The organism is Pseudomonas sp. No.21, from assembly GCF_054558415.1.
On sequence record NZ_BAAJNO010000013.1, the window covers coordinates 127,123 to 148,747 of the forward strand.

General features: G+C 66.6%; 27 protein-coding genes and 1 riboswitch. Of the genes, 9 read left to right on the plus strand and 18 right to left on the minus strand.

Annotated elements, in window-relative coordinates; translation table 11 throughout:
- Positions 1–42 precede the first annotated feature (42 nt).
- Positions 43–255: riboswitch (cobalamin riboswitch) on the minus strand.
- Between the two features lie 113 nt (positions 256–368).
- The gene (locus ACYJSS_RS25115) at positions 369–704 is read left to right on the plus strand and encodes a four-helix bundle copper-binding protein (protein WP_111262056.1); all 336 of its coding nucleotides are present in this window, start codon (positions 369–371) and stop codon (positions 702–704) included.
- A gap of 1 nt (position 705) precedes the next feature.
- Here the strand turns inward: ACYJSS_RS25115 and ACYJSS_RS25120 are convergent, their stop codons facing one another.
- The 9 genes from ACYJSS_RS25120 to ttcA form a co-directional block, all read right to left on the minus strand.
- Positions 706–1,113 carry a type II toxin-antitoxin system VapC family toxin gene (locus ACYJSS_RS25120; protein ID WP_236205696.1) on the minus strand — a complete coding sequence of 136 codons (408 nt, stop codon included), beginning with the start codon at positions 1,111–1,113 and terminating at the stop codon, positions 706–708.
- The gene (locus ACYJSS_RS25125; RefSeq protein ID WP_236205695.1) at positions 1,113–1,349 is read right to left on the minus strand and encodes an AbrB/MazE/SpoVT family DNA-binding domain-containing protein; all 237 of its coding nucleotides are present in this window, start codon (positions 1,347–1,349) and stop codon (positions 1,113–1,115) included. The genes ACYJSS_RS25120 and ACYJSS_RS25125 overlap by 1 nt, the downstream gene beginning before the upstream one ends.
- 69 nt (positions 1,350–1,418) lie before the next feature.
- Positions 1,419–1,739, minus strand: coding sequence for a hypothetical protein (locus tag ACYJSS_RS25130; RefSeq protein ID WP_111262053.1), 321 nt, complete (start codon positions 1,737–1,739; stop codon positions 1,419–1,421).
- A gap of 4 nt (positions 1,740–1,743) precedes the next feature.
- Entirely contained in the window at positions 1,744–2,406 is a 663-nt protein-coding gene (locus ACYJSS_RS25135; protein ID WP_111262052.1) for an O-methyltransferase, read from the minus strand.
- 8 nt (positions 2,407–2,414) lie between these two features.
- On the minus strand, positions 2,415–2,942 hold the full coding sequence (locus ACYJSS_RS25140) for a C40 family peptidase (RefSeq protein ID WP_111262051.1): 528 nt from the start codon (positions 2,940–2,942) through the stop codon (positions 2,415–2,417).
- A gap of 174 nt (positions 2,943–3,116) precedes the next feature.
- Positions 3,117–3,728, minus strand: a complete 612-nt coding sequence (locus ACYJSS_RS25145; RefSeq protein ID WP_236205693.1) for a C40 family peptidase — start codon at positions 3,726–3,728, stop codon at positions 3,117–3,119.
- Positions 3,729–3,794: 66 nt separating this feature from the next.
- Positions 3,795–4,568: an NAD-dependent deacylase gene (locus tag ACYJSS_RS25150; protein WP_111262049.1), complete on the minus strand. Its 774-nt coding sequence runs from the start codon at positions 4,566–4,568 to the stop codon at positions 3,795–3,797.
- 27 nt (positions 4,569–4,595) lie between these two features.
- Positions 4,596–5,267, minus strand: coding sequence for a DNA-3-methyladenine glycosylase I (locus tag ACYJSS_RS25155; RefSeq protein WP_236205692.1), 672 nt, complete (start codon positions 5,265–5,267; stop codon positions 4,596–4,598).
- A 100-nt stretch (positions 5,268–5,367) separates the two neighbouring features.
- A complete protein-coding gene (gene ttcA / locus ACYJSS_RS25160; protein WP_111262047.1) occupies positions 5,368–6,192 on the minus strand; it encodes a tRNA 2-thiocytidine(32) synthetase TtcA in 825 nt (274 codons plus the stop codon).
- Positions 6,193–6,292: 100 nt separating this feature from the next.
- On the opposite strand from ttcA, the gene ACYJSS_RS25165 reads away from it, so the two are divergent.
- The 4 genes from ACYJSS_RS25165 (at position 6,293) to ACYJSS_RS25180 (ending at position 8,974) form a co-directional block, all read left to right on the plus strand.
- Positions 6,293–6,889 carry a DNA-J related domain-containing protein gene (locus ACYJSS_RS25165; protein ID WP_236205690.1) on the plus strand — a complete coding sequence of 199 codons (597 nt, stop codon included), beginning with the start codon at positions 6,293–6,295 and terminating at the stop codon, positions 6,887–6,889.
- A 165-nt stretch (positions 6,890–7,054) separates the two neighbouring features.
- Complete coding sequence (locus tag ACYJSS_RS25170; RefSeq protein WP_111262045.1) at positions 7,055–7,654, plus strand: Yip1 family protein; 600 nt, start codon at positions 7,055–7,057, stop codon at positions 7,652–7,654.
- A gap of 143 nt (positions 7,655–7,797) precedes the next feature.
- Positions 7,798–8,394: a Yip1 family protein gene (locus ACYJSS_RS25175; protein WP_236205689.1), complete on the plus strand. Its 597-nt coding sequence runs from the start codon at positions 7,798–7,800 to the stop codon at positions 8,392–8,394.
- 85 nt (positions 8,395–8,479) lie between these two features.
- Positions 8,480–8,974, plus strand: a complete 495-nt coding sequence (locus ACYJSS_RS25180) for a SprT family zinc-dependent metalloprotease (RefSeq protein ID WP_111262043.1) — start codon at positions 8,480–8,482, stop codon at positions 8,972–8,974.
- A gap of 92 nt (positions 8,975–9,066) precedes the next feature.
- Here the strand turns inward: ACYJSS_RS25180 and ACYJSS_RS25185 are convergent, their stop codons facing one another.
- From ACYJSS_RS25185 to ACYJSS_RS25200, 4 genes are all read right to left on the minus strand, one after another.
- Positions 9,067–10,248 carry a CaiB/BaiF CoA transferase family protein gene (locus ACYJSS_RS25185; RefSeq protein WP_236205688.1) on the minus strand — a complete coding sequence of 394 codons (1,182 nt, stop codon included), beginning with the start codon at positions 10,246–10,248 and terminating at the stop codon, positions 9,067–9,069.
- 22 nt (positions 10,249–10,270) lie between these two features.
- Positions 10,271–11,908 (minus strand): AMP-binding protein, encoded by a 1,638-nt coding sequence (locus tag ACYJSS_RS25190; RefSeq protein ID WP_111262041.1) that lies wholly within the window; start codon positions 11,906–11,908, stop codon positions 10,271–10,273.
- Positions 11,909–12,020: 112 nt separating this feature from the next.
- The gene (locus ACYJSS_RS25195) at positions 12,021–12,851 is read right to left on the minus strand and encodes an amidohydrolase family protein (protein WP_236205687.1); all 831 of its coding nucleotides are present in this window, start codon (positions 12,849–12,851) and stop codon (positions 12,021–12,023) included.
- A gap of 67 nt (positions 12,852–12,918) precedes the next feature.
- On the minus strand, positions 12,919–14,058 hold the full coding sequence (locus ACYJSS_RS25200) for an acyl-CoA dehydrogenase family protein (RefSeq protein WP_236205686.1): 1,140 nt from the start codon (positions 14,056–14,058) through the stop codon (positions 12,919–12,921).
- Positions 14,059–14,216: 158 nt separating this feature from the next.
- On the opposite strand from ACYJSS_RS25200, the gene ACYJSS_RS25205 reads away from it, so the two are divergent.
- Together ACYJSS_RS25205 and ACYJSS_RS25210 are read left to right on the plus strand one after the other, a co-directional pair.
- A complete protein-coding gene (locus ACYJSS_RS25205; protein WP_236205685.1) occupies positions 14,217–14,525 on the plus strand; it encodes a type II toxin-antitoxin system RelE/ParE family toxin in 309 nt (102 codons plus the stop codon).
- Positions 14,518–14,814, plus strand: coding sequence for an addiction module antidote protein (locus tag ACYJSS_RS25210; protein ID WP_173177962.1), 297 nt, complete (start codon positions 14,518–14,520; stop codon positions 14,812–14,814). Before ACYJSS_RS25205 ends, ACYJSS_RS25210 begins: the two co-directional genes overlap by 8 nt.
- Before the next feature lie 90 nt (positions 14,815–14,904).
- Here the strand turns inward: ACYJSS_RS25210 and ACYJSS_RS25215 are convergent, their stop codons facing one another.
- On the minus strand, positions 14,905–16,191 hold the full coding sequence (locus ACYJSS_RS25215; RefSeq protein WP_111262038.1) for a dicarboxylate/amino acid:cation symporter: 1,287 nt from the start codon (positions 16,189–16,191) through the stop codon (positions 14,905–14,907).
- 323 nt (positions 16,192–16,514) lie between these two features.
- Between ACYJSS_RS25215 and ACYJSS_RS25220 the strand changes: the two genes are divergently transcribed.
- Entirely contained in the window at positions 16,515–17,513 is a 999-nt protein-coding gene (locus ACYJSS_RS25220; RefSeq protein WP_111264692.1) for an AraC family transcriptional regulator, read from the plus strand.
- A gap of 69 nt (positions 17,514–17,582) precedes the next feature.
- Here the strand turns inward: ACYJSS_RS25220 and ACYJSS_RS25225 are convergent, their stop codons facing one another.
- Positions 17,583–17,897, minus strand: a complete 315-nt coding sequence (locus tag ACYJSS_RS25225; RefSeq protein WP_111264693.1) for a putative quinol monooxygenase — start codon at positions 17,895–17,897, stop codon at positions 17,583–17,585.
- A gap of 162 nt (positions 17,898–18,059) precedes the next feature.
- Here ACYJSS_RS25225 and ACYJSS_RS25230 point away from each other — a divergent pair, with 162 nt between their 5' ends.
- Positions 18,060–18,650: an NAD(P)H-dependent oxidoreductase gene (locus ACYJSS_RS25230; protein ID WP_236205684.1), complete on the plus strand. Its 591-nt coding sequence runs from the start codon at positions 18,060–18,062 to the stop codon at positions 18,648–18,650.
- Positions 18,651–18,758: 108 nt separating this feature from the next.
- Here the strand turns inward: ACYJSS_RS25230 and modC are convergent, their stop codons facing one another.
- The 3 genes from modC to modA are packed head-to-tail and all read right to left on the minus strand — an operon-like array spanning position 18,759 to position 21,311.
- A complete protein-coding gene (gene modC / locus ACYJSS_RS25235) occupies positions 18,759–19,847 on the minus strand; it encodes a molybdenum ABC transporter ATP-binding protein (RefSeq protein WP_236205683.1) in 1,089 nt (362 codons plus the stop codon).
- 18 nt (positions 19,848–19,865) lie between these two features.
- A complete protein-coding gene (gene modB, locus ACYJSS_RS25240) occupies positions 19,866–20,546 on the minus strand; it encodes a molybdate ABC transporter permease subunit (protein ID WP_111264696.1) in 681 nt (226 codons plus the stop codon).
- Positions 20,547–20,567: 21 nt separating this feature from the next.
- Positions 20,568–21,311 carry a molybdate ABC transporter substrate-binding protein gene (gene modA, locus ACYJSS_RS25245; RefSeq protein WP_236205726.1) on the minus strand — a complete coding sequence of 248 codons (744 nt, stop codon included), beginning with the start codon at positions 21,309–21,311 and terminating at the stop codon, positions 20,568–20,570.
- Between the last annotated feature and the right edge of the window lie 314 nt (positions 21,312–21,625).

A 21,625-nucleotide genomic window follows, 5' to 3' on the forward strand; every position in this document is an offset into this window, starting at 1 on the left:
GCGCCACCCGCGCGACCTTCTGGGGTGATGCATGGGCGATCCCATGCGCAGTCACACCAGGCCGGTCTCCGGGCTTGCGAGTGGAACCGTCGGTTCCCCGACCGCGCCTTCCCATGCCGGGGCACAGTGGCTGGATGCGGTGGATGACTCGCCTACCGTTGCGGGGGCAGCGCCGGATTCTTCGGAAGAATGGACCGGCTTCCCTGTTTCACCCCGGCGGCATGGCCGCGGGGCACCTGGTGCAAGGCGCGCAGCTTAGTGGCCGGGGTGGCCAGGGTCAATCGAAGGGCGGCGGGCGGGAAATAGGTCGAACCGATGGCGGCGGAGCCACGTCCACTCAACAGGACCCACGCCATGAGGAGACCTCCATGATCCGCGAACGCTATGCCTGCTGCATCCAGGCCTGCAACGCCTGCGCCATCGCCTGCGAACACTGCGCTGCCGCCTGCCTGCGCGAGGAAGACGCCGGCCACATGGCGCTGTGCATCCGCACCGACCGCGACTGCGCCGACCTGTGCCGCCTCGCCGCCCTGCTGATGGCCCGCGACAGCCCCTTGGCCGACGAGGTCTGCCGCCTCTGCGCCATCGCCTGCCAGGCCTGCGCCGAGGCATGCGCCAAGCATGACCATGACCACTGCCAGGAATGCGCGCAGGCCTGCCAGCGCTGCGTGGTGGAATGCGAGGCGATGGCGAAGGCGGCTTGAGTCAGAGTACGTCCGGGCTGATCAGCTCCAGCCCGGGGAAATAATTGCGGTAACGCCGCACATCGCGCGTCAGCAGGGCGCAGCCTTCCACGGCGGCATGGGCGCCGATGAAGAAGTCGGCCAGCACCCCTTCCCTGACACCTCCCGCCCGGCGGTAGCGGGCGAAGGCCTTGCCGGCGAGGAAGAGCGCCGGGCGGGGCATTTCCAGCAGGTGCAGCTGCAGTTGTTCGACCGCCTCGTCGAGCGCCTCGAAGCGATCGAAGGTCAGCGCCAGCTCGGCATAGACCACCGCGTTGATCGCCAGCGCATGCACCCGGGACTGGGCACGCAATTGGCGGATCGACCAGTCGGCCCAATGCGGGTCATCCGCCAGGACGTCGATCAGCACATTGGTATCGACCAGAACCATCAGTCTTCGCCGCGCAGCAAGGCCATGAGTTCGTCAGTGCGCCAACGTCGCCCGGCCTTGCCGCGGGCGGCCTCGAAGCGGTCCGCTGCCTGGGGCTCAGGGTCGACGCGTTTGAGTACCACCTCGCCCTGCTGATTGACGCTGAATTCCACGGACATTCCCGGGTGCAGGCCCAGTGCGTCGCGGATCGGCTTGGGAATGGTGACTTGGCCCTTGCGGGTGAGTGTGGTCGGCATGGCAGAGCCCTCGGTATTACCGGAGGAATGACGGTAATACCTATGCCCTGCCGGGGCAACCGCGCGCGCTCAATGCCTCGGCTCGAACCCCGCCGGCTTGCCCGCCAGCCAGTCGACGAAGGTGCGCAGGCGCTCGTCGGCCATCAGCGCCTCGCGGCTGTTGTAGATCAGCGCCAGTTCCTTTTCGCTGAACAGGCGGTGGATCTGGTTGTGACAGGGACGGCAGACCCAGAGGGTGGCGGTGATGCGCTCGCTGCGGGCGAAGCGTTTCTGCACGTAGGTCTTGCCGTGCAGGGCCTTGGGGATCAGGTGGTGGCGGGTCAGGGGCGCGGCGCGCCGGCAGAGTTCGCAGGCGTTCGGCTGGGGCGGCAGGCGGATGGGCTCGGCCACGGGCTCAGCGCTTGCGGCAGAGGGTCAGCCCGTCGCCGATGGGCAGCAGCGAGAGGTCGATGCGGGCATCGGTCTTGAGCGCGCGGTTCAGGGCCTTGATGGCGCGGGTGTCGGCGCTGTCGGGGTTGGCCTCCAGTACGCGGCCGCTCCACAGCACGTTGTCGAACAACACCAGGCCGCCGCTGCGCACCAGGGCCAGGGCGTGTTCCAGGTAGGCGGGGTAGTTGGCCTTGTCGGCGTCGATGAAGATCAGGTCGAAGCCGCCGGCCTGCCCTTCGCGCTCCAGGCGACCGAGGGTCTCCAGGGCGGGGGCCAGGTGCAGGTCGATGCAGTCCTCGACGCCCGCCTCCTGCCAGTAGCGCCGGGCGACGGCGTTGTAGTCGCCGGGCAGGTCGCAGCAGAGGATGCGGCCGTCCGCCGGCATCGCCTCGGCCATCACCAGGGCGCTGTAGCCGGTGAAGGTGCCGATCTCGAGGATGCGCCGAGCGCCGGTGAGCCGCACCAGCATGGCCATGAACTGGCCCTGTTCGGGGGCGATCTGCCAGCGCGCGGTGGGCAGTTGCGCGGTCTCTTCGCGCAGGCGCGCCAGGAGCGGCGTCTCGCGCAGGGAGACGTCGATCAGGTAGCGGTAGAGGTCGTCGTCGAGGTTGAGCGTCCGGGTGGTCATGCAGCCTCTCAGGGCGTGCTCGCCAGGTGCGAGTCGAGCAGCACGCGCTTGGCGTTCAGGTAGCTTTTCTGCCAGTAGCTGTTGGACAGGCTGTCGAGGCGTACCGTTCCGCCGCTGGACGGCGCGTGGACGAAGCGCCCCTCGCCCACGTAGATGCCGGCGTGGCTGACCTGGCCGCCACCATTGGTGGCGAAGAACACCAGGTCGCCGCTCTGCAGGGCGTTCATGCCGATGGTCGGCACGCGCATGGCGATGAGCTCGCGGGTGGAACGCGGCAGGCTGATACCGGCGGCGTCGCGGTAGACGTAGCCGATCAGGCCGCTGCAGTCGAAGCCGCTGTCCGGGGTGTTGCCACCGTAGCGGTAGGGGGTGCCCACCAGGCCGAGGGCACGGAACAGCACGTCATCGGCCGCTGGTGAGGACGGCGCCTGGACCACGGGCGGGGTGTAGACGGGAGCGGGAGCCGGCGCATGGCTGGAGCAGGCACCGAGCAGGGCGAGCAGCGCGATGAGGGCGAGACGGTGCAAGGCGGGCATGGCAAGTCAGTCCTGACTTGAGGTTTGCTCGCTAATGTGCTGATACCGCTCGAATAATGCAAGCAAAAAGCCATCGCCGCTGCGCTTGGGCGGCAACCCGGGCCTATATAGAGGAAGGCGGAAACGAATCGGCCCGGAACAGGGTCCGGGCCGATGGGTGAATCAGGAACGCGATCAGCGGTGCATCGAGCCTTGCGCCGAGGCGTTCATCGATGGGGAAACCTGCGCCAGGACGCGCTTGGCTTCCATGTAGCTGGCGCTCCAGTAGCGGTCATCCAGGCTGTCGACCCGCACACCGCCGCTGCGATGGCTGGAGGAGTGGATGAACTGGTCGTCACCGATATAGATGCCGGCGTGGCTGACGCGGCCACGGCCACGGTTGTTGAAGAAGACGATGTCGCCCGGCTTCAGCTCGCTGCGCGCGATGACCGGCGCATCGAGGTTGATCATTTCGCGGGTGGAGCGCGGCAGCTGGATGCCCGCCTCTTCCTTGAACAGGTAGCCGACGAAGCCGCTGCAATCGAAACCGGTCTTCAGGGAACGGCCACCGAAGCGGTAGGGGGTGCCCACCAGCTCGAAGCCACGCTCCAGTACGTTGTCGGCGAGGGACGGCAGCTGGTAGGGCTCGTCGTCCATCATGTCCGCCATGTCCTGGACGCTCGGCTCTTCGATGGCGGCCTGGGGCTCCGGAGTGGCGGCGACTTGCGGCTTCGTCGAGACGCCGGCGCAAGCGGTGAGAAACAGTGCAAACGTGATAGGCACGAGGGGTGCGAAGCGACTGAGCATGGGCACGACCGTGTCGAAAATTATAAGAAGGCGCGAATATGCCCTCTATCGATCTAATTTGCAAATTTAATCGATCGAAATGTGACTCAGTAGTTCCTGCAAAACATCTAAGGCCTTTCCCTTCAGATGTACGTCGACCGAGCGGGCGAGATCAGTGCTGGCGGGGTTGATTTCCGCCGTGAAGCCGCCTTGCTGGCAGGTGCGCATCACCGGTTCGATGATGTAAGGGAAGCTCGCCGTGGTGCCTACGGCCAGCACCGCATCGAAGCCCTTGCGCAGTTGCGCGTAGAGGGTGTCGATGGCCTTTTCGGGGAGCATTTCCTCGAACAGGACGACGGGAGGCCGGAGGATACCACCGCACACCGTGCATTTGGGAGGCAAAGGCCGTTCCAGGTGCTGCGACAGTTGGTCGCTCTCGGCGCCGCACGACTGGCAGAACAGCGGCGACAACTCGCCATGGATCTCGATCAGCCGCTCCGGCGGCGAGCCCGCCTGGCGGTGATAGCCGTCGATGTTCTGCGTCAGCACCCAGCATTCCGGCTTCAGCCGCTGCAATTGCGCGATGGCTGCGTGCCCGGCATTGGGGCGTGCGCCGAGGCAGGCGCGCCCGAGTTGGGCGAGGTACTTCCAGCACAGGGCCGGGTCCCGCCGCAGCATGGGGCCGGAGATGGCCTCCTCGATCGGGATGCCCTCCTCCGTCATGCCATTGTAGAGACCGCCGAGCCCTCGGTAGGTAGGCAGGCCGGAATCCGCAGAAAGGCCGGCCCCCGTGATGATGAGGATGCGTTCGGCCCGCTTCAGCTCAGCGGCGACCCGGGCGATGTCCGACGAATGCTCCATGGAAGCCTCCTGCCTCGCGAAACGGGATCAGTGGTTGACGGTATGGGCCAGCATCACCGAGAGCTGGCACAGCGGCCTGCCGCTTTCCTCGTGCCAGCGGTTGAAGGCGGCCTGCACCTGGGCGAGATCGCGCAGGCTGGTGGGCGCCTTGTCGATGATCTCCTGGGCCTTGAGCGCAGCGACCATGTCGTCGGTGGGGATGAAGGTGTCCTTGCCGACCATGCGCAGGAAGCGCGGCGCCGACAACCCGCCCAGCTGGCTGCCGTGCCTGGCCAGGTACTTCCACAGGCCGACGATATCGGCCACCGGCCAATCGGCGATCAGCGCACCGAAGCTCCCCTTCTCACGGCGCACGTCGAGGATGAACTGGGCGTTGCGCGGCACGCTCTTGAGCTTGCCCAGGTGGCGGATCAACCGCGCATCCTGCATCAGCCGCTCCAGGTGCTCGGCGCCCATCAGCACCACCTTCTCCGGGTCGAAGCCGAAGAACACCTCCTCGAAGGCCGGCCACTTGGCGTCCACCAGGCTGTGCTTGAGCCCGGCACGGAACACCCGCAGGGCCAGCAGCGACAGGTAGCGGTCATCGGCCAGCTCGCGCAGCTCGGCATCGCTGCGCGGCTGCGGCAGGCGCGCCTCCAGGGCCTCGGCCGAGCCGAAGCGGTTGAGGCAATACTCGTGGAGCCAGCGGTAGTCACGCATAAAAAGGGCCTTGGCTAGAAAGCTTGAAGCTTGAAGCTTGAAGCTTGAAGCTTGAAGCTTGAAACCTTCCGGCTTCAGGCTCTCGGCTTCCAGCTCCGCTTCAGATATTGACGACGTCCAGGGTGCGCGGCGCGGCGCTTTCGTCGATGCGCAGATTGGCGAAGTCGAACAGGTTGCGATCGGCCAGTTGCGAGGGCACCACGTTCTGCAGGGCGCGGAACATGATCTCGGTACGGCCTGGCGATTTGCGCTCCCATTCCTGGAGCATCTCCTTGACCACCTGGCGCTGCAGGTTCTCCTGCGAGCCGCAGAGGTTGCACGGGATGATCGGGAATTCCTTGAGCTGCGAGTAGGCCTCGATATCGGCCTCGTTGCAGTACGCCAGCGGGCGGATCACCACGTTGCGGCCGTCATCGGCGCGCAGCTTCGGCGGCATGGCCTTGAGCGTGCCGCCGTAGAACATGTTGAGGAAGAAGGTTTCCAGGATGTCGTCGCGGTGGTGACCGAGGGCCATCTTGGTCGCGCCGATCTCGTCGGCGAAGGTGTAGAGCGTGCCCCGGCGCAGGCGCGAGCACAGCGAGCAGGTGGTCTTGCCTTCCGGGATCTTCTCCTTCACCACCGAATAGGTGTCCTTCTCGACGATGTGGTACTCGACGCCGATGGACTCCAGGTAGGCCGGCAGCACGTGCTCGGGGAAGCCCGGCTGCTTCTGGTCCATGTTCACGGCGACGATCTCGAACTTGATCGGCGCGACCTTCTGCAGGTACAGCAGGACGTCGAGCATGGTGTAGCTGTCCTTGCCGCCGGACAGGCAGACCATGACCTTGTCGCCGTCCTCGATCATGTTGAAGTCGGCGATGGCTTCGCCGGCGAGGCGACGGATGCGTTTCTGCAGTTTGTTCTGGTTGACCGAAAGGGTGCCCATGGTGCTCTGGAATCCGGGGAGGGGTGCGAAAAGCTGACTATTTTACGCACAAAGCGCGCGCCACCCCAGCCCTCAGTTTCGCTGTGCTAGCCTGCGCCCGATGAACAACGAACTAGACCCCTCCCTCGACCTCGTCGACCAATTGCTGGTGCTCCTGCGCCAGGCGCCGGACGGCATCGGCGAATTCGAGCTGATCCAGCGCCTCAAGGCCGGCCACTCCACCCACATCCCCCACCTGGATCTGGCCGACCGCCTGGTGCTGTTCCGTACCCATTTCCTGCTCTTCAACGCCCTCTATCTATTGCGCGACCGCCTCTGGGCCGAAGGCAGCGCCTTCCTCGCCATCAGCCCGCTGAGCATCCGCCTGCTGCCCTACGCAGCGGGCAGCGATGCGCTCACCGAGCACGACCCGCTGCGCACCTACTACCTGGACACCCGTCACCTGCGCGACACCACCGAGCGGGATGTCGAGAAGCTGCTCGCCAGCTTCTGGACGCGCATGCAGGGCGGGGACGAGAAGCTCGCCGCCCTGGAGCTGTTCGAGCTGGTCGAGGGCGACGAAGCGCTCGACCTCGGGGTGATCAAGCGCCGCTACCGCCAACTGGTAGGCCAGCATCATCCCGATCGCGGCGGCAGCACCGAGCGCATCCAGTCGATCAACAAGGCGATGGAAATACTTCAGCGCTATTACCGCTGAGCATTAAGTCTGATTTGCTCTAAAGCCACGGCAGGCGCGGGCCCCAGCCTGGACCTATACTGCGACACAAGGTCGCATGTGTCGGCCGAGCACCGGATGACGCTGGCTACGCGTACCCGGCGCTTCGCTGGGGGGCGACCTCATAATAATGAGGAGGTGTTCAGAATGATCCACCACGTTTGGGGGCTCTTCACCCATCCCGATCAGGAATGGCAGGAAATCCGTGGCGAGGAAGAAAGCATCAGCCACATGTACCTGACCCATATCCTGGTACTCGCTGCCATTCCCGTAGTGTCCGCCTATATAGGCACCACCCAGGTCGGCTGGGCCATCGGCAAGGGCGATCCGGTCATGCTCACGCAGTCCAGCGCGATGCAGATGACCATCCTCTCCTACCTCGCCATGCTCGCCGGCGTCGCCGTGATGGGCGCCTTCATCCACTGGATGGCGCGCACCTACGATGCCTCGCCGAGCTTCACCGAATGCGTCGTGTTCGCCGCGTACTGCGCCACCCCGCTGTTCATCGGCGGCCTCGCGGCGCTCTACCCGCACCTCTGGCTCGGCATGATCATCGGCACGGCGGCCATCTGCTACACGGTCTACCTGCTCTATGTGGGCATTCCGACCTTCATGAACATCCCCACGGACGAAGGCTTCCTGTTCTCCAGCTCGGTGCTGGCGGTAGGCCTGGTGGTGCTGGTGGCGATGATCGCCGCCTCAGTCATCCTCTGGGGCATGGGTGTGGGGCCGGTGTACATCCGCTGATCCCTTCAACCGCAGGACGGAGGCCGCCCCAGGGGCGGCCTCTTCGTTTGCCGGTCGGCCAAATAGTTGAAACCCTCCCCTCCCCGGCCCTCTAACTCCTTGAGCCCCCTGCGACAGCGCCCGTGCGCCCAAGGAGAACAGCCATGGCCCCGCATCTATTGACCCTCTTCACCCAGCCGGAACGCGCCTGGCAGGAAATCCGCCAGGACGAGACGCGCAACAGCCTGCATTACCTGGTGCACCTCCTGCTGCTATCGATCGTCCCGGCGCTCAGTCTCTACATGGGCACCACCGTGGTCGGCTGGAGCCTGGCCGAGGACGAGGTGGTGCGGCTCGCCTCCGGCAGCGCCCTGCAACTGAGCGTCGCCCTGTACCTCGCCACCGTGTTCGGCGTCCTGCTGATGGGCGGCTTCGTGCGCTGGATGGCGCGCGCCTTCGAGACCCGCCCCGGCTTCAACGAATGCGTGGGCTTCATCGCCTATACCGCCACCCCGCTGTTCATCGCCGGGATCGCCGGCCTCTACCCCAGCCGCTGGCTGGCGGTGGCCGTGCTGCTGCTCGCCGGTGCCTACTCGACCTTCCTGCTGTTCGTCGGAGTCCCGGTGTTCATGCGCCTGAAACAGGAACAGAGCTTTCTCTACGCCTCGTCCATCTGGGCGGTGGGGCTGCTGGTGATGGTCAACGTGCTGGTGTCGGTGATCCTGCACTGGCACCTGTACCTGACGCCGGAATACGTCTAGCACGGCGCGTGACGACCGCTCGGCAGGAGAACGATTCGACCGGTGGCAGCTTTGCGGCATAATCGCGGGCCCTGGAGTGCCCTCTATGCCCGAGCTGCTACACGCGCGCGTCGAAGCCTGCTACCAGCAGGCGGAAGCTTTTTTCCAACGCCGGTTCCCCCGCCCCGAAGTCAGCTTCAAGTTGCGGGGCCAGAAGGCCGGCGTCGCCCACCTGGATGAGAACAAGCTGCGTTTCAACCCGCAGCTGTATCGCGAGAACCAGGAAGATTTCCTCAAGCAGACCGTTGCCCACGAAGTGGCGCACCTGGTCGCCCACCAGTTGTTCGGCCACCGTATCCAGCCCCACGGCGAGGAGTGGCAGCTGATCATGCGCGGCGTCTACGAGCTGCCGCCCAACCGCTGCCACAGCTATGACGTGAAGCGGCGCAAGGTCACCCGCTACCTCTACCGCTGCGCCTGCCCGGACGGCGACTACCCCTTCTCCTCCCAGCGCCACGCTCTGGTGGCACGCGGGCGCCGCTACTACTGCCGGCGCTGCAAGGTGACCCTGGTGTTCAGTGGGGAACAGCGGCAAGAGTAAGGGCGGAACCTCGGGCAGGAGCCCGTAGGGCGGGTGCAACCCGCCGATGCACAGGTCCGCTTGAAGCTTGAAGCTTGAAGCTTGAAGCCTCTTTATCCCGTCACCTTGCCGGCTTTCAGCGCGGCGATCTGCTCGGCGGTATAGCCCAGTTCCGCCAGCACCTCGGCGGTGTGGGCGCCCACGGCGACGCCCACATGGCGCGGCGCCGGCAGGCCGGTGGAGAACTTGATCGGGCAGGCGATCTGCCGTTGCGCCGGCAGCCCCTCGCGCGGCACCTCGGTGACCAGGCCCCGCGCCTCGATCTGTGGGTGCCGCACCGCCTCGGAAAGCGGCAGCATCGGCTCGACACAGGCATCCAGCGCAGCGAACAGCTCGCTCCATTCGGCGAAGTCGCGCTTCTCGAACTCGATCTCGATGGCGCGCTTGAGCTCGCGCTGGTCCTCCGGCTTGGGCGACAGCCCGCGGGCAGCCAGCTCCGGCCGGCCGATGGCGGCGCAGAACTGTTGCATGAATTGCGGCTCCAGGCTGCCCACCGAGAACCAGCGGCCATCGCGGGTGCGGTAGTAGTCATAGAAGCTGCCGCCGTTGAGCGCCTGGTTCTCCATGTCCGGCTCCACGCCCGCACCGAGGTAACCGGCGCCGGCCATGCCGTGCAGGCTGAAGGCGCAGTCGGTCATGCTCACGTCCACGTGCTGCCCCTCCCCCGTCGCCTGGCGCTGGATCACCGCCGCCAGCAGGCCCATCACCCCGTGCAGCGAGCCGCCGGCGATATCCGCCAGCTGCACGCCCAGGGGCAGCGGGCCGCTCTCCCGGCGCCCGGTGTAGCTGGCGATGCCGGCCACGGCCAGGTAGTTGATGTCGTGGCCGGCACGGTCGCGATAGGGCCCGGTCTGGCCGTAGCCGGTGATGGAGACATAGATCAGCCTGGGGTTGATCGCCTTCAGCGCCTCGTAGCCCACGCCGAGCTTGTCCATCACCCCGGGGCGGAACTGCTCCAGCACGATGTCGTACTCGGCCACCAGCTGGCGCACCACCTCCACCGCCTCGGGACGCTTGAGGTCGAGGGCGATGCTGCGCTTGTTGCGGTTCAGGTAGGCGTGGCTGGTGGAGGTGCCGCCGTCATGGGGCGGCAGCACACGCACCAGGTCCATGCGGCTGGGGGATTCGACACGCAGCACCTCCGCGCCCATGTCGGCCAGCAGCAGCGAGGCGAAAGGCCCCGGAAGCAGGGTGGAGAAATCGAGGATCTTCAGCGAAGCGAGCGGGCCTTTCATGGCGACTCCATAGCGGTTCGGTTCATTCCCAATGCAGCGGCTGGCGTGCGTCCAGGCACGCGGCGACTGCGGCGAAGCGTTGTTCCAGCACGTTGCGGCGGATCTTCATGGTCGGCGTCATGCAGCCGTTATCCACCGTCCAGCTCTCGCGCACCAGCACGAAATGGCTGATGCGCTCATGGGGCAGCAGCTGGGCATTGAGCACCTGCAGGCTCGCCGTCAGCTCGGCTTCCACCTTGCCGCGCGGCTCGGCGCGGGCCGCCGGGCTGAGCTCGATCAACGCCAGCGGCTGGTCCAGGCCGTTGCCCATCAGGCACACCTGCTCGACCCAGAGGTTCTTGGCGATCTCGCCCTCGATGGGTGCCGGCGCCACGTACTTGCCCTTGCTGGTCTTGAAGATGTCCTTCACCCGCCCGGTGATGCGCAGGTAGCCATCGGCATCGATCTCGCCCTTGTCGCCGGTGTGCAGCCAGCCGGCCTGCAGCGCGTCGGCGGTCTTCTCCGGTTCCAGGTAATAGCCGGCCATCAGCGCCCGGCTGCGGTAGAGGATCTCGCCGTTCTCGGCGATGCGCACCTCGTTGTCCGGCATCACCCGCCCGACGCTGCCGAAGCGCACCTGGCCGGGCCGGTTGAAGTTGCCGTAGGCGAAGTTCTCGGTCATGCCGTAGCCCTCGCAGAGGGTCAGGCCGATGCGCCGGTACCATTCCAGCAGCGCCACCGGGATCGGCGCCGCGCCGCTGACCAGCACCCGCGCGCGGTCCAGACCCAGCCCCTGGCGGATCTTGCGCGCCACCAGCGCGCCCAGCAGCGGGATGCGCAGCAGGCGGTCGAGCCTCGCCTGGGGCAGCTTCTCCAGCACGCCCTGCTGGAAGCGCGTCCACAGGCGCGGCACGGAGAAGAATACCGTCGGCCGCACCCGCTTGAGGTCGGCGGCGAAGGTCTCCAGGGATTCGACGAAGGCGATGGCGCCCCCGCAATACAGGCTGTTGGTTTCCACCAGGAAGCGCTCGGCGGCATGGGACAGCGGCAGGTAGGAGAAGAACTGCTCGCGCTCGTCCAGCCCCATCTCCGCCACCGAGCGGCTGGAGGCGAAGGCGAAGGCCTCGGCATGCTGCATCACGCCCTTGGGCTGCCCGGTGGTGCCAGAGGTGTAGAGGATGCTGAGCAAATCGTCCGGGCGCTGCACATGCCCGTCGCGCAGGGGCTCGTGGGCGGCCAGCAGCGCGTGCCAGGGGTGCTGCGCGCCCAGGGTCGGGTACGGCATGGCGATGCGGATGACCTCGGCGGGAATGCCGGCCTCGAACTTCCCGGCCTCGTCGAGCTTGCCGAGGATGATCGCCTTGCACGCCGAGTGACGCAGCACGTAGTCGATGCTCTCCACCGACTGCAACGGGTACAGCGGCACGCTGACCAGGCCCGCGAGCATGATCGCCAGGTCGCTGATGATCCACTCGGCGCAGTTCTTCGCCAGGATCGCCACCCGGTCGCCAGGCGCGCAGCCCAATGCCCGCAAGGCGCTGGCCAGGCGCCGGGCCTGGTCGTCGGCCTGGCGCCAGGTCAGGTCATGCCACTGGCGCTCCACCGGCTGGCTGAGCCAGACACGGTCCGGCGAGGTGGCCACCCAATGGGCGAGCCGCTGCAACGGCAGTTGGTCGGTCATCCTTCAACCCTCCTTGTTGTTCTTGTAGTGATCGGAGCGTCTCGCGGCCGGGGGAACACAGGCGCCCGGCCCCACCGTCACCCTCGCGAACGCGAGGGCCCACTGCACGGCCTCACAGCCGGAACACCTGGCGGGCGTTGCCCTGGAGGAACTTCGCCTCGATCTCCGCCGGCAGCGCCAGCTCCTTCACCTGGGCCATGCAGCGCTCAAGGGAGAGCTGCGGGAAGTTGCTGCCGAACAGCACCTTGTCCTGGCCGTAGCTGCGCATGAACTGCAGCAGCGCCTGGGGGTAGTAGCGCGGCAGGTAGGCGGAGGTGTCGATGTAGATGTTGTCGTGCTTCCAGGCCAGGCCGATCATTTCCTCGGTCCAGGGATGGCCGATGTGCCCGGCGACGATGCGCAGTTCGGGGAAGTCCAGCGCCACCTCGTCCAGGTAGGGCACCGGGCGGCCGGTCTCCGAGGGCATCAGCGGGCCGGTGTGGCCCACCTGGGTGCAGAAGGGGATGTCCAGCTCGATGCACTTCACATAGAGCGGGTAATAGAGCCGGTGGTTGGGCGGCAGCTTCCACAGCCAGGGCACCACGCGCAGCGCCTTGCAGCCCAGCTCCAGCACCGCCCGTTCCAGCTCGCGCACCGCCGCCAGGGGTTTGCCGAGGTCCACCGTGGCGACCCCGACGAAACGCTCGGGGAAGGCGCGGGTGTACTCGGCCACCAGATCGTTGTCGAACACCCAGCGCTCCGGCCTGCACCAGGCGGCGAGCATGAGCTTCTCCACGCCCGCGCGGTCCATCTCCGCCACCGTCTGCTCGGGCGTCAGCGGCTGGTCGAGCAAGTGCGCGGAACCGGATTTCTCGAACAGCCGGACGACCTCCGGCAACAGCTCGCGGGCGCGGCCGTTGGCAGGTTGGGCCCAGGCGTCGATGGCGCCCAGCGGTGCATTCATGGCAGTGGCCTCCTGATGTCTACACAGTGGCTGAACTCTAGCCTGGCCCGGGGCGCCGGGCCGGGGTTCAGAGCTTCATGCCGCGGCTGATGATCTCCTTCATGATCTCCGAGGTGCCGGCGAAGATGCGCTGGATGCGCGCGTTCGCGTACATCTTGCAGATCGGGTATTCCCACATGTAGCCCCAGCCGCCGTGCAGCTGCACGCCCTCGTCCACCACCTTGCACAGCAGCTCGGTGGTGAACAGCTTGGCCTCGGCGGCCACCTCGGGGGTGAGTTTCTTCTGGTTGTGATCCATCACGCAGCGGTCGGTGAAGACCTGGGCGACGTCGATCTGGGTGCGCATCTCGGCCAGCTTGAAGCGGGTGTTCTGGAAGTGCGAGACGGGCCGGTCGAAGGCCTTGCGCTCCTTCACGTAGTCGATGGTGGCCTGCAATGCCGCCTCGGCCCCGGCCACCGCGCCGCAGGCGTTGGTCAGGCGCTCCTGGGCGAGCATGTTCATCAGATAGAAGAAGCCGCCCTTGGCATCGCCCAGCAGGTTCTCCTTGGGCACCTTGACGTTGTTGAAGAACAGCTCGGCGGTGTCCTGGCTCTTCATGCCCAGCTTCTTCAGGTTGCGCCCGCGCTCGAAGCCGAGCATGTCGCGCTCCACCAGGAACAGGCCCATGGCGTGCTTGTTGGCCGGGTCGGTCTTGGCCGCGACTATCACCACATCCGCCAGCAGGCCGTTGGAGATGAACACCTTGGAGCCGTTCAGCTCGTAGTGATCGCCCTTGTCCACGGCGGTGGTGCGCATGCCGGCGAGGTCGGAGCCGGCGGAAGGCTCGGTCATGGCCACCGCGAGGATGATCTCCCCGCTGATGATCCCCGGCAAAAAGCGCGCCTTCTGTTCGGCGTTGCCGTATTCGGCGATGTAGGGGCCGCACAGCGCCGAATGCAGCGGGATCATGAAGCCCGGCTCGTTGATGCGGGCCAGCTCCTCGCACATGATCTGCTCGTAGCGGAAGTCCTTGAGCCCGGCGCCGCCGTACTCCTCGTCCGCCCAGGGCAGCAAAAAGCCCATCTCGCCAGCCTTGCGCCACACGGCGCGGTCCACCACGCCCGCCTCTTCCCAGGCCTCCTGGTGCGGCACCACTTCCTTCTCCAGGAAGGCGCGGAACGCGTCGCGGAACAGGTTGTGTTCGGTTTCGAAATGGATGCGCTGCATGCGGAGGGTCTCCCTGGAAAAAAACGTTCCGCAGGGTAGGCGGCGCCCGCCCGCACGCTCAATGACGCAAGCGCTCAGGGTCGATTGACCCAATCGGCCATCCCCCAGAGCGACGGGAGCGCGTTGACGACCGTAGCCCAAAGGCTACAATCACCCACATGATCGAGGTCCTCCAGAGCAGGGCGTTCGCCACCTGGCTGAACAACCTGAGCGATGGCAAGGCCAGAGCCCGGATACTGGCACGCATCGACCGCATGACCGACGGCCACCTGGGGGACGTCGCCCCGATCGGCGAGGGGCTCAGCGAAGCCCGGCTCCACTTCGGCCCGGGCTACCGGCTTTACTTCCTGCAACGCGGCCAGGTCCTCATCGTCCTGCTCTGCGGCGGCGACAAGGGCAGCCAGGACCGTGATATCAGACACGCCAGGCGCATCGCTGCAGCCTGGAAGGAGCAGCACCATGACTGAAGACTTCTCCCGCTGGGACTCCGCCGACTACCTGCGCAGCGAGGAAGACATGGCCAACTACCTGGATGCCTGCATCGAGGAAGCCGGCGACGACCCCGCCTTCATCGCCAAGGCCCTCGGCACCCTCGCCCGCGCCAAGGGCATGACCCAGGTCGCCCGTGACACCGGCCTCTCGCGCGAGAGCCTGTACCGCGCACTGTCCGGCGAAGGCAATCCCGAGTTCGGCACCATCCTCAAGGTGCTGAGGGCACTCGGCCTGCAACTGCACGCCAGCCCCGCCCGCCACTGACGCGGCTTTCCTGCGCCCATAAAAAAGCCCGTCACGAGACGGGCCTGGAAAATCTCCTCCCCGTGGGGAGGGAGGAGAGAATTGCAGGGTTCAGACGCGCTGGGCTTCTACCTGTGGCGCGGCATTGCCGGCCAGTTCGCGGTCCAGGGTGTCGGTGTCCAGCTGCTTGCACCACTTGGCGACGACCAGGGTCGCCACGCCGTTGCCGACCAGGTTGGTCAGGGCGCGGGCTTCGGACATGAAGCGGTCGATGCCGAGGATCAGCGCCAGGCCCGCGACGGGCAGGTGGCCGACGGCGGAGAGGGTGGCGGCCAGGACGATGAAGCCGCTACCGGTGACGCCGGCGGCACCCTTGGAGGCGATAAGCAGCACCAGCAGCAGGGTGATCTGGTGGGTGATGTCCATCGGCGTGTCGGTGGCCTGGGCGATGAACACCGCGGCCATGGTCAGGTAGATGGAGGTGCCGTCGAGGTTGAAGGAATAACCGGTGGGGATCACCAAGCCGACGACCGACTTGTTGGCACCTAGTTTTTCCATCTTGGCGATCATGCGCGGCAGGGCGGACTCGGAGGACGAGGTGCCCAGCACGATCAGCAGTTCCTCGCGGATGTACTTGATGAACTTGAGGATGCTGAAGCCATGGGCGCGGGCGATGCCGCCCAGCACGATCAGCACGAACAGCAGGCAGGTGATGTAGAAGCACAGCATCAGCTGGCCGAGCTGCACCAACGAGCCCACGCCGTAGGCGCCGATGGTGAAGGCCATGGCACCGAAGGCACCGATGGGCGCGACCTTCATGATCACGTTGATGATGTTGAACATCACCTGGGAGATGCGCTCGATGAATTCGAACACCGGACGGCCGTAGTCACCCATGCGGTGCAGCGCGTAGCCGAACAGCACGGAGAAGAACAGCACCTGGAGGATGTCGCCATTGGCGAAGGCGCCGACCACGGTGCCCGGAATGACGTTCATCAGGAAGTCGATGGTGGACTGCTTCTCGCCGGCCGCCGCGTAGGCCGCGATGCCCTTGGTGTCCAGGGTGGTGGGGTCGACGTGCATGCCGACGCCGGGCTGTACCACGTTGACCACGACCAGGCCGATCAGCAGCGCGAGGGTGGAGACGATCTCGAAATACAGCAGCGCGTAGCCACCGGTCTTGCCGACGGCCTTCATGCTCTGCATGCCGGCGATGCCGGTGACCACGGTGCAGAAGATGATCGGCGCGATGGCCATCTTGATCAGCTTGACGAAGCTGTCGCCCAGCGGCTTCAGGGCGACGCCGGTCTGCGGGTAGAAGTGGCCGACCAGGATGCCGATGGCGATGGCCACCAGAACCTGGAAATAAAGGCTTTTGTAGAGGGGTTGACGGGTCATGGCAGGTCCTCTCGGGTGGTGCGGGGCCTGATTCCGTACAGAGGCGCACCACCGGTCTCAATCACCTCCCTTGCTGGGAGACTTTGTTGTTCTGCGATCCAAACCAATGGATGGCGGTGCTCCTATCGCAAGGGCTGTGCCAACCGGAGCGGATCGCGCAACGCTTAGTGCGCCGTGGCCTACAGAAATCACCGGGGGCCTGTAGGACAATTCTTCAGGCGGATTCCCGCCAACGCGCCAGGGGGATTCCCGCCACGCCCACCCCTTGTCGCCTCCTCGCGCCCCGCCCTACCATCGGCCACCCCGAACCAGGAAGCCGCCCCATGCGCGAGCGCACCATCGCCAGTCATTTCGTCCGTGCCGCCCTGCGCGGTCCCGAGCGCCATGGCCTGGATTGCGCCGCCATCCTGCGCCACGCGGGCATCCAGGCGGCACTGCTGGAAGAGCCCCGCGCCCGGGTCGCCCCGGAGCAGTTCAGCCGGTTGATGCAGTTGCTGTGGGAGGCGCTGGACGACGAGTACATGGGCTTCGGTCGCCAACGCAGCAAGCGCGGCACCTTCGCCATGATGTGCCACGCGATCATCCACTGCCGCAGCCTGGAGAAGGCCCTGGGACGAGGGGCGATGTTCTACGGCCTGTTCCCCGAGGCGCCGCGCATCCTCCTGGAGCGCGAGGGCGAATCGGTGCGCCTGACGGTGGACGACGCCACCCTCTGGGACCCGGACCACTTCCTCGTGGAAAGCCTGCTGGTGATCTGGCACCGCCTCGGCAGCTGGCTGATCGGCCAGCGCATCCGCCTGGATGAAGCCACCTTCGCCTATGCCGAGCCCGAGCACGTCGGCGAATACGAACTGCTGTTCCCCACCCAGCGCCGCTTCGATGCGCCCAGCACCAGCCTGCTGTTCAACGCCCGCTACCTGGCCATGCCGCTGCTGCAGGACGAACGCACCCTCAAGCACTTCCTCGAGCACTCCCCCGCCGACCTGCTGGCCCGCCCCGATGGCGGCGACAGCCTCACCAGCCAGATCCGCCGCCTGCTGGGCCGCGACTGCCGCACCTGGCCGGACCTGGAAGCGGTGGCGCAGCAGCTGCACATCAGCCCGCAGACCCTGCGTCGGCACCTGCGCGAGGAAGGCTCCAGCTTCCAGGAGCTCAAGGATCACCTGCGCCGCGACCTGGCGATCTACCACCTGGGCCGCGACGAGCTGTCCATCCAGGACATCGCCGAACAGCTGGGCTTCTCCGAGCCCTCGGCCTTCCACCGCGCCTTCAAGAAATGGACCGGCCTCACCCCCGGCGCCTACCGCGCCCAGGAAGCCTGAGCGGCACGGCGCAGCCCCGGTCGTAGCCTGGGCTGTAGCCTGGGATTCAGCCCAGGGGATACCCGGACCTCACCCCTTCATCGCCGCCGCGCTGAGCATCTCGATCTCGCGGATCTCGAAGTCCCGCACCAGGAACTCCATGCGCCGCTCGTGGAAGGCCTTCATGTGCGGCAGGGCCGAATGGGCCTCCAGGTCCGCCCGCGAGCGCCACACCTCGAAGAAGATGAACAGCGTCGGGTCGCGGGCATCGCGCAGCATGTGGTACTCGATGCAACCCGCCTCCGCGCGGCTGGGCTCGACGTAGGCGCGGAACAGCGCCTCGAACGCGTCGGCTTTCTCCGGGCGCAGGTGGGCATGGAGGATGAAGGCGCAGGTATCGCTCATGGGCTGACGCTCCGGTTGCTGGAATGCGGCGCAGCCTATCGCAAGAGTCGATTATCGATTCGTGCTTTTCACGCAAAGGCGATTTGTCCCGCAAGCGGTTTTTCCCGCGTACGGCCCCGGGTAACCTGCCGGCCATCGAGAACCTCACGAGGCCACCCAGCCATGAAAAAGATCCTCCTGCTCAACGGCGGCAAGCAGTTCGCCCATTCCGACGGCCGCTACAACCGCACCCTGCACGAAGCCGCCCTGGCCTACCTCGACCGCTCGGGCTTCGATGTGAAGGAAACCTTCATCGACGGCGGCTACGACACCGCCGAAGAAGTGCAGAAGTTCCTCTGGGCCGACGTCATCGTCTGGCAGATGCCCGGCTGGTGGATGGGCGCGCCCTGGACCGTGAAAAAGTACATCGACGAAGTCTTCACCGCCGGCCACGGCAGCCTCTACGCCAACGATGGCCGCACCCGCTCCGACGCCTCGCAGAAATACGGCAGCGGCGGCCTGCTGCAGGGCAAGCAGTACATGATCTCCGCCACCTGGAACGCCCCGCAGCAGGCCTTCGACGACCCCAGCGACTTCTTCGAGGCCAAGGGCGTGGACGCCGTCTACTTCCCCTTCCACAAGGCCAACCAGTTCCTCGGCATGACCGCCCTGCCTACCTTCCTGGCCGTCGACGTGATGAAGCGCCCCGACATCGAAGGCGACATCGTCCGCTACGAAGCGCACCTGGCCAAGGTGTTCGGCGCCAGCGCCTGATGCCGTAGTTCGAAACGCAACTTGCAGGGTGGGTAGAGCGAAGCGAAACCCATCATCCGCGAGGTTCCGCCGGGCTCTCGGAACACCGCCCTCCCCCTGCGAAGCCCCTCAGGCCAGCAACGCCACCGACTTGATCTGGGCCCACAGCTGCTGGCCCGGGTGCAGGCCGAGCTGGTCGCGGGAATAGCGGGTGATGCGCGCCAGCAGCGGGTTGCCGTCCACCTCCAGGCGCACCAGCACATGGGCGGCGTTGTCCGCCGGGATCGCCTCGCACACCGTCGCCGGCAACAGGTTGAGGATGCTGCTGTCCGCCTGGCGTTGCAGGCTCAGGCTGACGTCGCGGGCCTGCACCTTGAAGCGCACCCGCCGCCCCGCCTCCGCCGGGGCGTGGGCCACGCGCATGCTCAGCCCGCTGCCCGGCAGCCCGAGGGTGAGCAACTGGTAGTCGGCGTCATGCCCGATCACCCGCCCCTCGATCACCACCCCCGCGTCATCACTTAGCGCCGTGGGCAGGTCCAGCCGCGCCAGGGTCTCGCCCAGCGGCCCGCTGCCCAGCACGCGGCCCTCGTCCATCAGCACCAGGTGATCGGCCAGCCGCGCCACCTCCTCCGGCGAGTGGCTGACGTAGAGCACCGGGATATCCAGCTCGTCGTGCAGGCGTTCCAGGTAGGGCAGGATCTCCGCCTTGCGCTTGCCGTCCAGGGCCGCCAGCGGCTCGTCCATCAACAGCAGGCGCGGGCTGGTCAGCAGCGCCCGGGCCATGCCCACGCGCTGGCGCTCGCCACCGGACAGGCGCGCCGGCATGCGCTCCAGCAGGTGGCCGATGCCCAGCAGCTCCACCGCCTGCGCCAGCTTCACGCGGCGTTCGGCAACGGGGATGCGCTTCTCGCCGTATTCCAGGTTGCGCCGCACCGACAGGTGCTCGAACAGGCTCGCCTCCTGGAACACATAGCCCAGGGCACGCTTGTGGGTGGGCACGAAGAGCCCGCGCTCGCTGTCCTGCCAGGTCTCGCCATTGACCTCCAGGTGGCCACGGGCGCTGCGCTCGAGGCCGGCGATGCAGCGCAGCAGGCTGGTCTTGCCGGAGCCGGAATGGCCGAACAGCGCGGTGACGCCGCGCCCGGGCAGCGCGAGGTCGACGTCCAGCAGGAAGCCGGGCCAGGCCAGGTACAGGCGCGCACGTATGTCGTCACTCATGCCGCGGGGTCCTCGGAGTCAGGTCCAGCCCGGCTTCATGCGCCGGCTGGAATACAGGGCCAGCAGTATGAGGAAGGAGAACACCACCATGCCACCGGCCAGCCAGTGGGCCTGGGCGTACTCCATGGCCTCGACGTGATCGAAGATCTGCACCGACACCACCCGGGTCTTCTCCGGGATGTTGCCGCCGATCATCAGCACCACGCCGAACTCCCCCACCGTGTGGGCGAAGCCGAGGATGGACGCGGTGACGAAGCCCGGCCGGGCCAGCGGCAGCACGACGGTGACGAAGCTGTCCCAGGGGCTGGCGCGCAAGGTGGCCGCCACCTCCAGCGGGCGCGGGCCCATGGCCTCGAAGGCGTTCTGCAACGGCTGCACCACGAAGGGCAGCGAATAGAAGACCGACCCCACCACCAGCCCGGCGAAGGTGAAGGGCAAGGTGCCCAGGCCGATCGACTGGGTGAACTGGCCGATGAAACCGTTGGGCCCCATGCTCACCAGGAGGTAGAAACCGATCACCGTGGGTGGCAACACCAGCGGCAGCGCCACCACCGCCCCCACGGGCCCCTTCAGCCAGGACCGGGTGCGTGCGAGCCACCAGGCGATGGGCGTCCCCACCAGCAGCAACAGGGCCGTGGTCAGGCTCGCCAGTTCCAGGGTCAGCCGGATCGCCGCCCAGTCGTCACCGCTCAGTGGCATCGCACCGCTCCCTCATTCGAATCAAAGCGCGTAGCCGTAGGACTTGATCACCGCCGCGGCCTTGTCGCCCTTCAGGTAGTCGACCAGCGCCCTGGCGGCGGCGTTGTCCTTGCCCTTGGCGAGGATCACCGCGTCCTGCCTGATCGGGTCATGCAGCTCGGCCGGCACGATCCAGGCGGAGCCGCCGGTCACCTTGCCATCCTTGTAGATCTGCGACAACGCGACGAAGCCCAGCTCGGCGTTGCCACTGGAGACGAACTGCTGCGCCTGGGTGATGTTCTGGCCTTCCACCAGCTTGCCCTTGACCTGGGCGGCCAGGCCCAGCTTCTCCAGCACCTGGGTAGCGGCCAGGCCGTAGGGCGCGGCTTTCGGGTTGGCGATGGACAGGTGCTGGTATGCGTTCTTCTTCAGCACCTCGCCCTTGGCGTCGACGTAGCCCTCCTTGGCCGACCACAGGGCCAGGGTGCCGACGGCGTAGGTGAAGCGGGTGCCGGCAACGGTGTCGCCTTCCTTCTCCAGCTTGGCCGGGGTGGTGTCGTCGGCGGCGAGGAAGACCTCGAACGGCGCGCCGTTCTTGATCTGCGCGTAGAACTGGCCGGTGGCGCCGGTGGAAATCACCAGCCTGTGGCCGGTGTCCTTCTCGAAGTCCCTGGCGATGGCCTGGATCGGTGCGGTGAAGTTGGCGGCGACCGCCACCTGGACGTCCTGGGCCAGGGCCAGGCCGGCGGTGGAGCAGGCGGCAAGCGTGATGAGCAGGCGAGACATGTAGCCCATGGAAGCACTCCCTTGTTGTTGTGTGAGGTCGGTGGAATGTGGAACGGGAGCCGACTCTAGCGCCTCGCTATGTATAAAACTATATAGCGATGAAAATTTTCTTCGGCGATCGTCACAGGCTTGCAATACAGCCCGGCGAAACTGACTGCGGCTGAGGGACCAGCCCCCATCTGATGCCGCTGACGGCTCACTTGGCCACGACGGAAAAGTCCGGCGCTCCCGCCGCGCCGACATCGCCTCCGCCTCCCCCGCTGCGGAAACCTCATGGCCGCCTCCTGCGGCCATTTTCGTACTCATCCCCCGCT

What these genes read in the sequence shown, in the direction of transcription:
- ACYJSS_RS25195 (WP_236205687.1), bottom strand. Translation starts at nt 12,851, where the DNA reads ATGAATGCACCGCTGGGCGCCATCGACGCCTGGGCCCAACCTGCCAAC.
- ACYJSS_RS25125 (WP_236205695.1), bottom strand. Translation starts at nt 1,349, where the DNA reads ATGCCGACCACACTCACCCGCAAGGGCCAAGTCACCATTCCCAAGCCG.
- ACYJSS_RS25215 (WP_111262038.1), bottom strand. Translation starts at nt 16,191, where the DNA reads ATGACCCGTCAACCCCTCTACAAAAGCCTTTATTTCCAGGTTCTGGTG.
- ACYJSS_RS25120 (WP_236205696.1), bottom strand. Translation starts at nt 1,113, where the DNA reads ATGGTTCTGGTCGATACCAATGTGCTGATCGACGTCCTGGCGGATGAC.
- ACYJSS_RS25210 (WP_173177962.1), top strand. Translation starts at nt 14,518, where the DNA reads ATGACTGAAGACTTCTCCCGCTGGGACTCCGCCGACTACCTGCGCAGC.
- ACYJSS_RS25230 (WP_236205684.1), top strand. Translation starts at nt 18,060, where the DNA reads ATGAAAAAGATCCTCCTGCTCAACGGCGGCAAGCAGTTCGCCCATTCC.
- ACYJSS_RS25145 (WP_236205693.1), bottom strand. Translation starts at nt 3,728, where the DNA reads ATGCTCAGTCGCTTCGCACCCCTCGTGCCTATCACGTTTGCACTGTTT.
- ACYJSS_RS25185 (WP_236205688.1), bottom strand. Translation starts at nt 10,248, where the DNA reads ATGAAAGGCCCGCTCGCTTCGCTGAAGATCCTCGATTTCTCCACCCTG.
- ACYJSS_RS25170 (WP_111262045.1), top strand. Translation starts at nt 7,055, where the DNA reads ATGATCCACCACGTTTGGGGGCTCTTCACCCATCCCGATCAGGAATGG.
- ACYJSS_RS25175 (WP_236205689.1), top strand. Translation starts at nt 7,798, where the DNA reads ATGGCCCCGCATCTATTGACCCTCTTCACCCAGCCGGAACGCGCCTGG.
- ACYJSS_RS25150 (WP_111262049.1), bottom strand. Translation starts at nt 4,568, where the DNA reads ATGGAGCATTCGTCGGACATCGCCCGGGTCGCCGCTGAGCTGAAGCGG.
- ACYJSS_RS25200 (WP_236205686.1), bottom strand. Translation starts at nt 14,058, where the DNA reads ATGCAGCGCATCCATTTCGAAACCGAACACAACCTGTTCCGCGACGCG.
- ttcA (WP_111262047.1), bottom strand. Translation starts at nt 6,192, where the DNA reads ATGGGCACCCTTTCGGTCAACCAGAACAAACTGCAGAAACGCATCCGT.
- ACYJSS_RS25225 (WP_111264693.1), bottom strand. Translation starts at nt 17,897, where the DNA reads ATGAGCGATACCTGCGCCTTCATCCTCCATGCCCACCTGCGCCCGGAG.
- ACYJSS_RS25180 (WP_111262043.1), top strand. Translation starts at nt 8,480, where the DNA reads ATGCCCGAGCTGCTACACGCGCGCGTCGAAGCCTGCTACCAGCAGGCG.
- ACYJSS_RS25115 (WP_111262056.1), top strand. Translation starts at nt 369, where the DNA reads ATGATCCGCGAACGCTATGCCTGCTGCATCCAGGCCTGCAACGCCTGC.
- ACYJSS_RS25205 (WP_236205685.1), top strand. Translation starts at nt 14,217, where the DNA reads ATGATCGAGGTCCTCCAGAGCAGGGCGTTCGCCACCTGGCTGAACAAC.
- ACYJSS_RS25135 (WP_111262052.1), bottom strand. Translation starts at nt 2,406, where the DNA reads ATGACCACCCGGACGCTCAACCTCGACGACGACCTCTACCGCTACCTG.
- ACYJSS_RS25190 (WP_111262041.1), bottom strand. Translation starts at nt 11,908, where the DNA reads ATGACCGACCAACTGCCGTTGCAGCGGCTCGCCCATTGGGTGGCCACC.
- ACYJSS_RS25155 (WP_236205692.1), bottom strand. Translation starts at nt 5,267, where the DNA reads ATGCGTGACTACCGCTGGCTCCACGAGTATTGCCTCAACCGCTTCGGC.
- ACYJSS_RS25220 (WP_111264692.1), top strand. Translation starts at nt 16,515, where the DNA reads ATGCGCGAGCGCACCATCGCCAGTCATTTCGTCCGTGCCGCCCTGCGC.
- ACYJSS_RS25140 (WP_111262051.1), bottom strand. Translation starts at nt 2,942, where the DNA reads ATGCCCGCCTTGCACCGTCTCGCCCTCATCGCGCTGCTCGCCCTGCTC.
- modC (WP_236205683.1), bottom strand. Translation starts at nt 19,847, where the DNA reads ATGAGTGACGACATACGTGCGCGCCTGTACCTGGCCTGGCCCGGCTTC.
- modA (WP_236205726.1), bottom strand. Translation starts at nt 21,311, where the DNA reads ATGTCTCGCCTGCTCATCACGCTTGCCGCCTGCTCCACCGCCGGCCTG.
- ACYJSS_RS25165 (WP_236205690.1), top strand. Translation starts at nt 6,293, where the DNA reads ATGAACAACGAACTAGACCCCTCCCTCGACCTCGTCGACCAATTGCTG.
- modB (WP_111264696.1), bottom strand. Translation starts at nt 20,546, where the DNA reads ATGCCACTGAGCGGTGACGACTGGGCGGCGATCCGGCTGACCCTGGAA.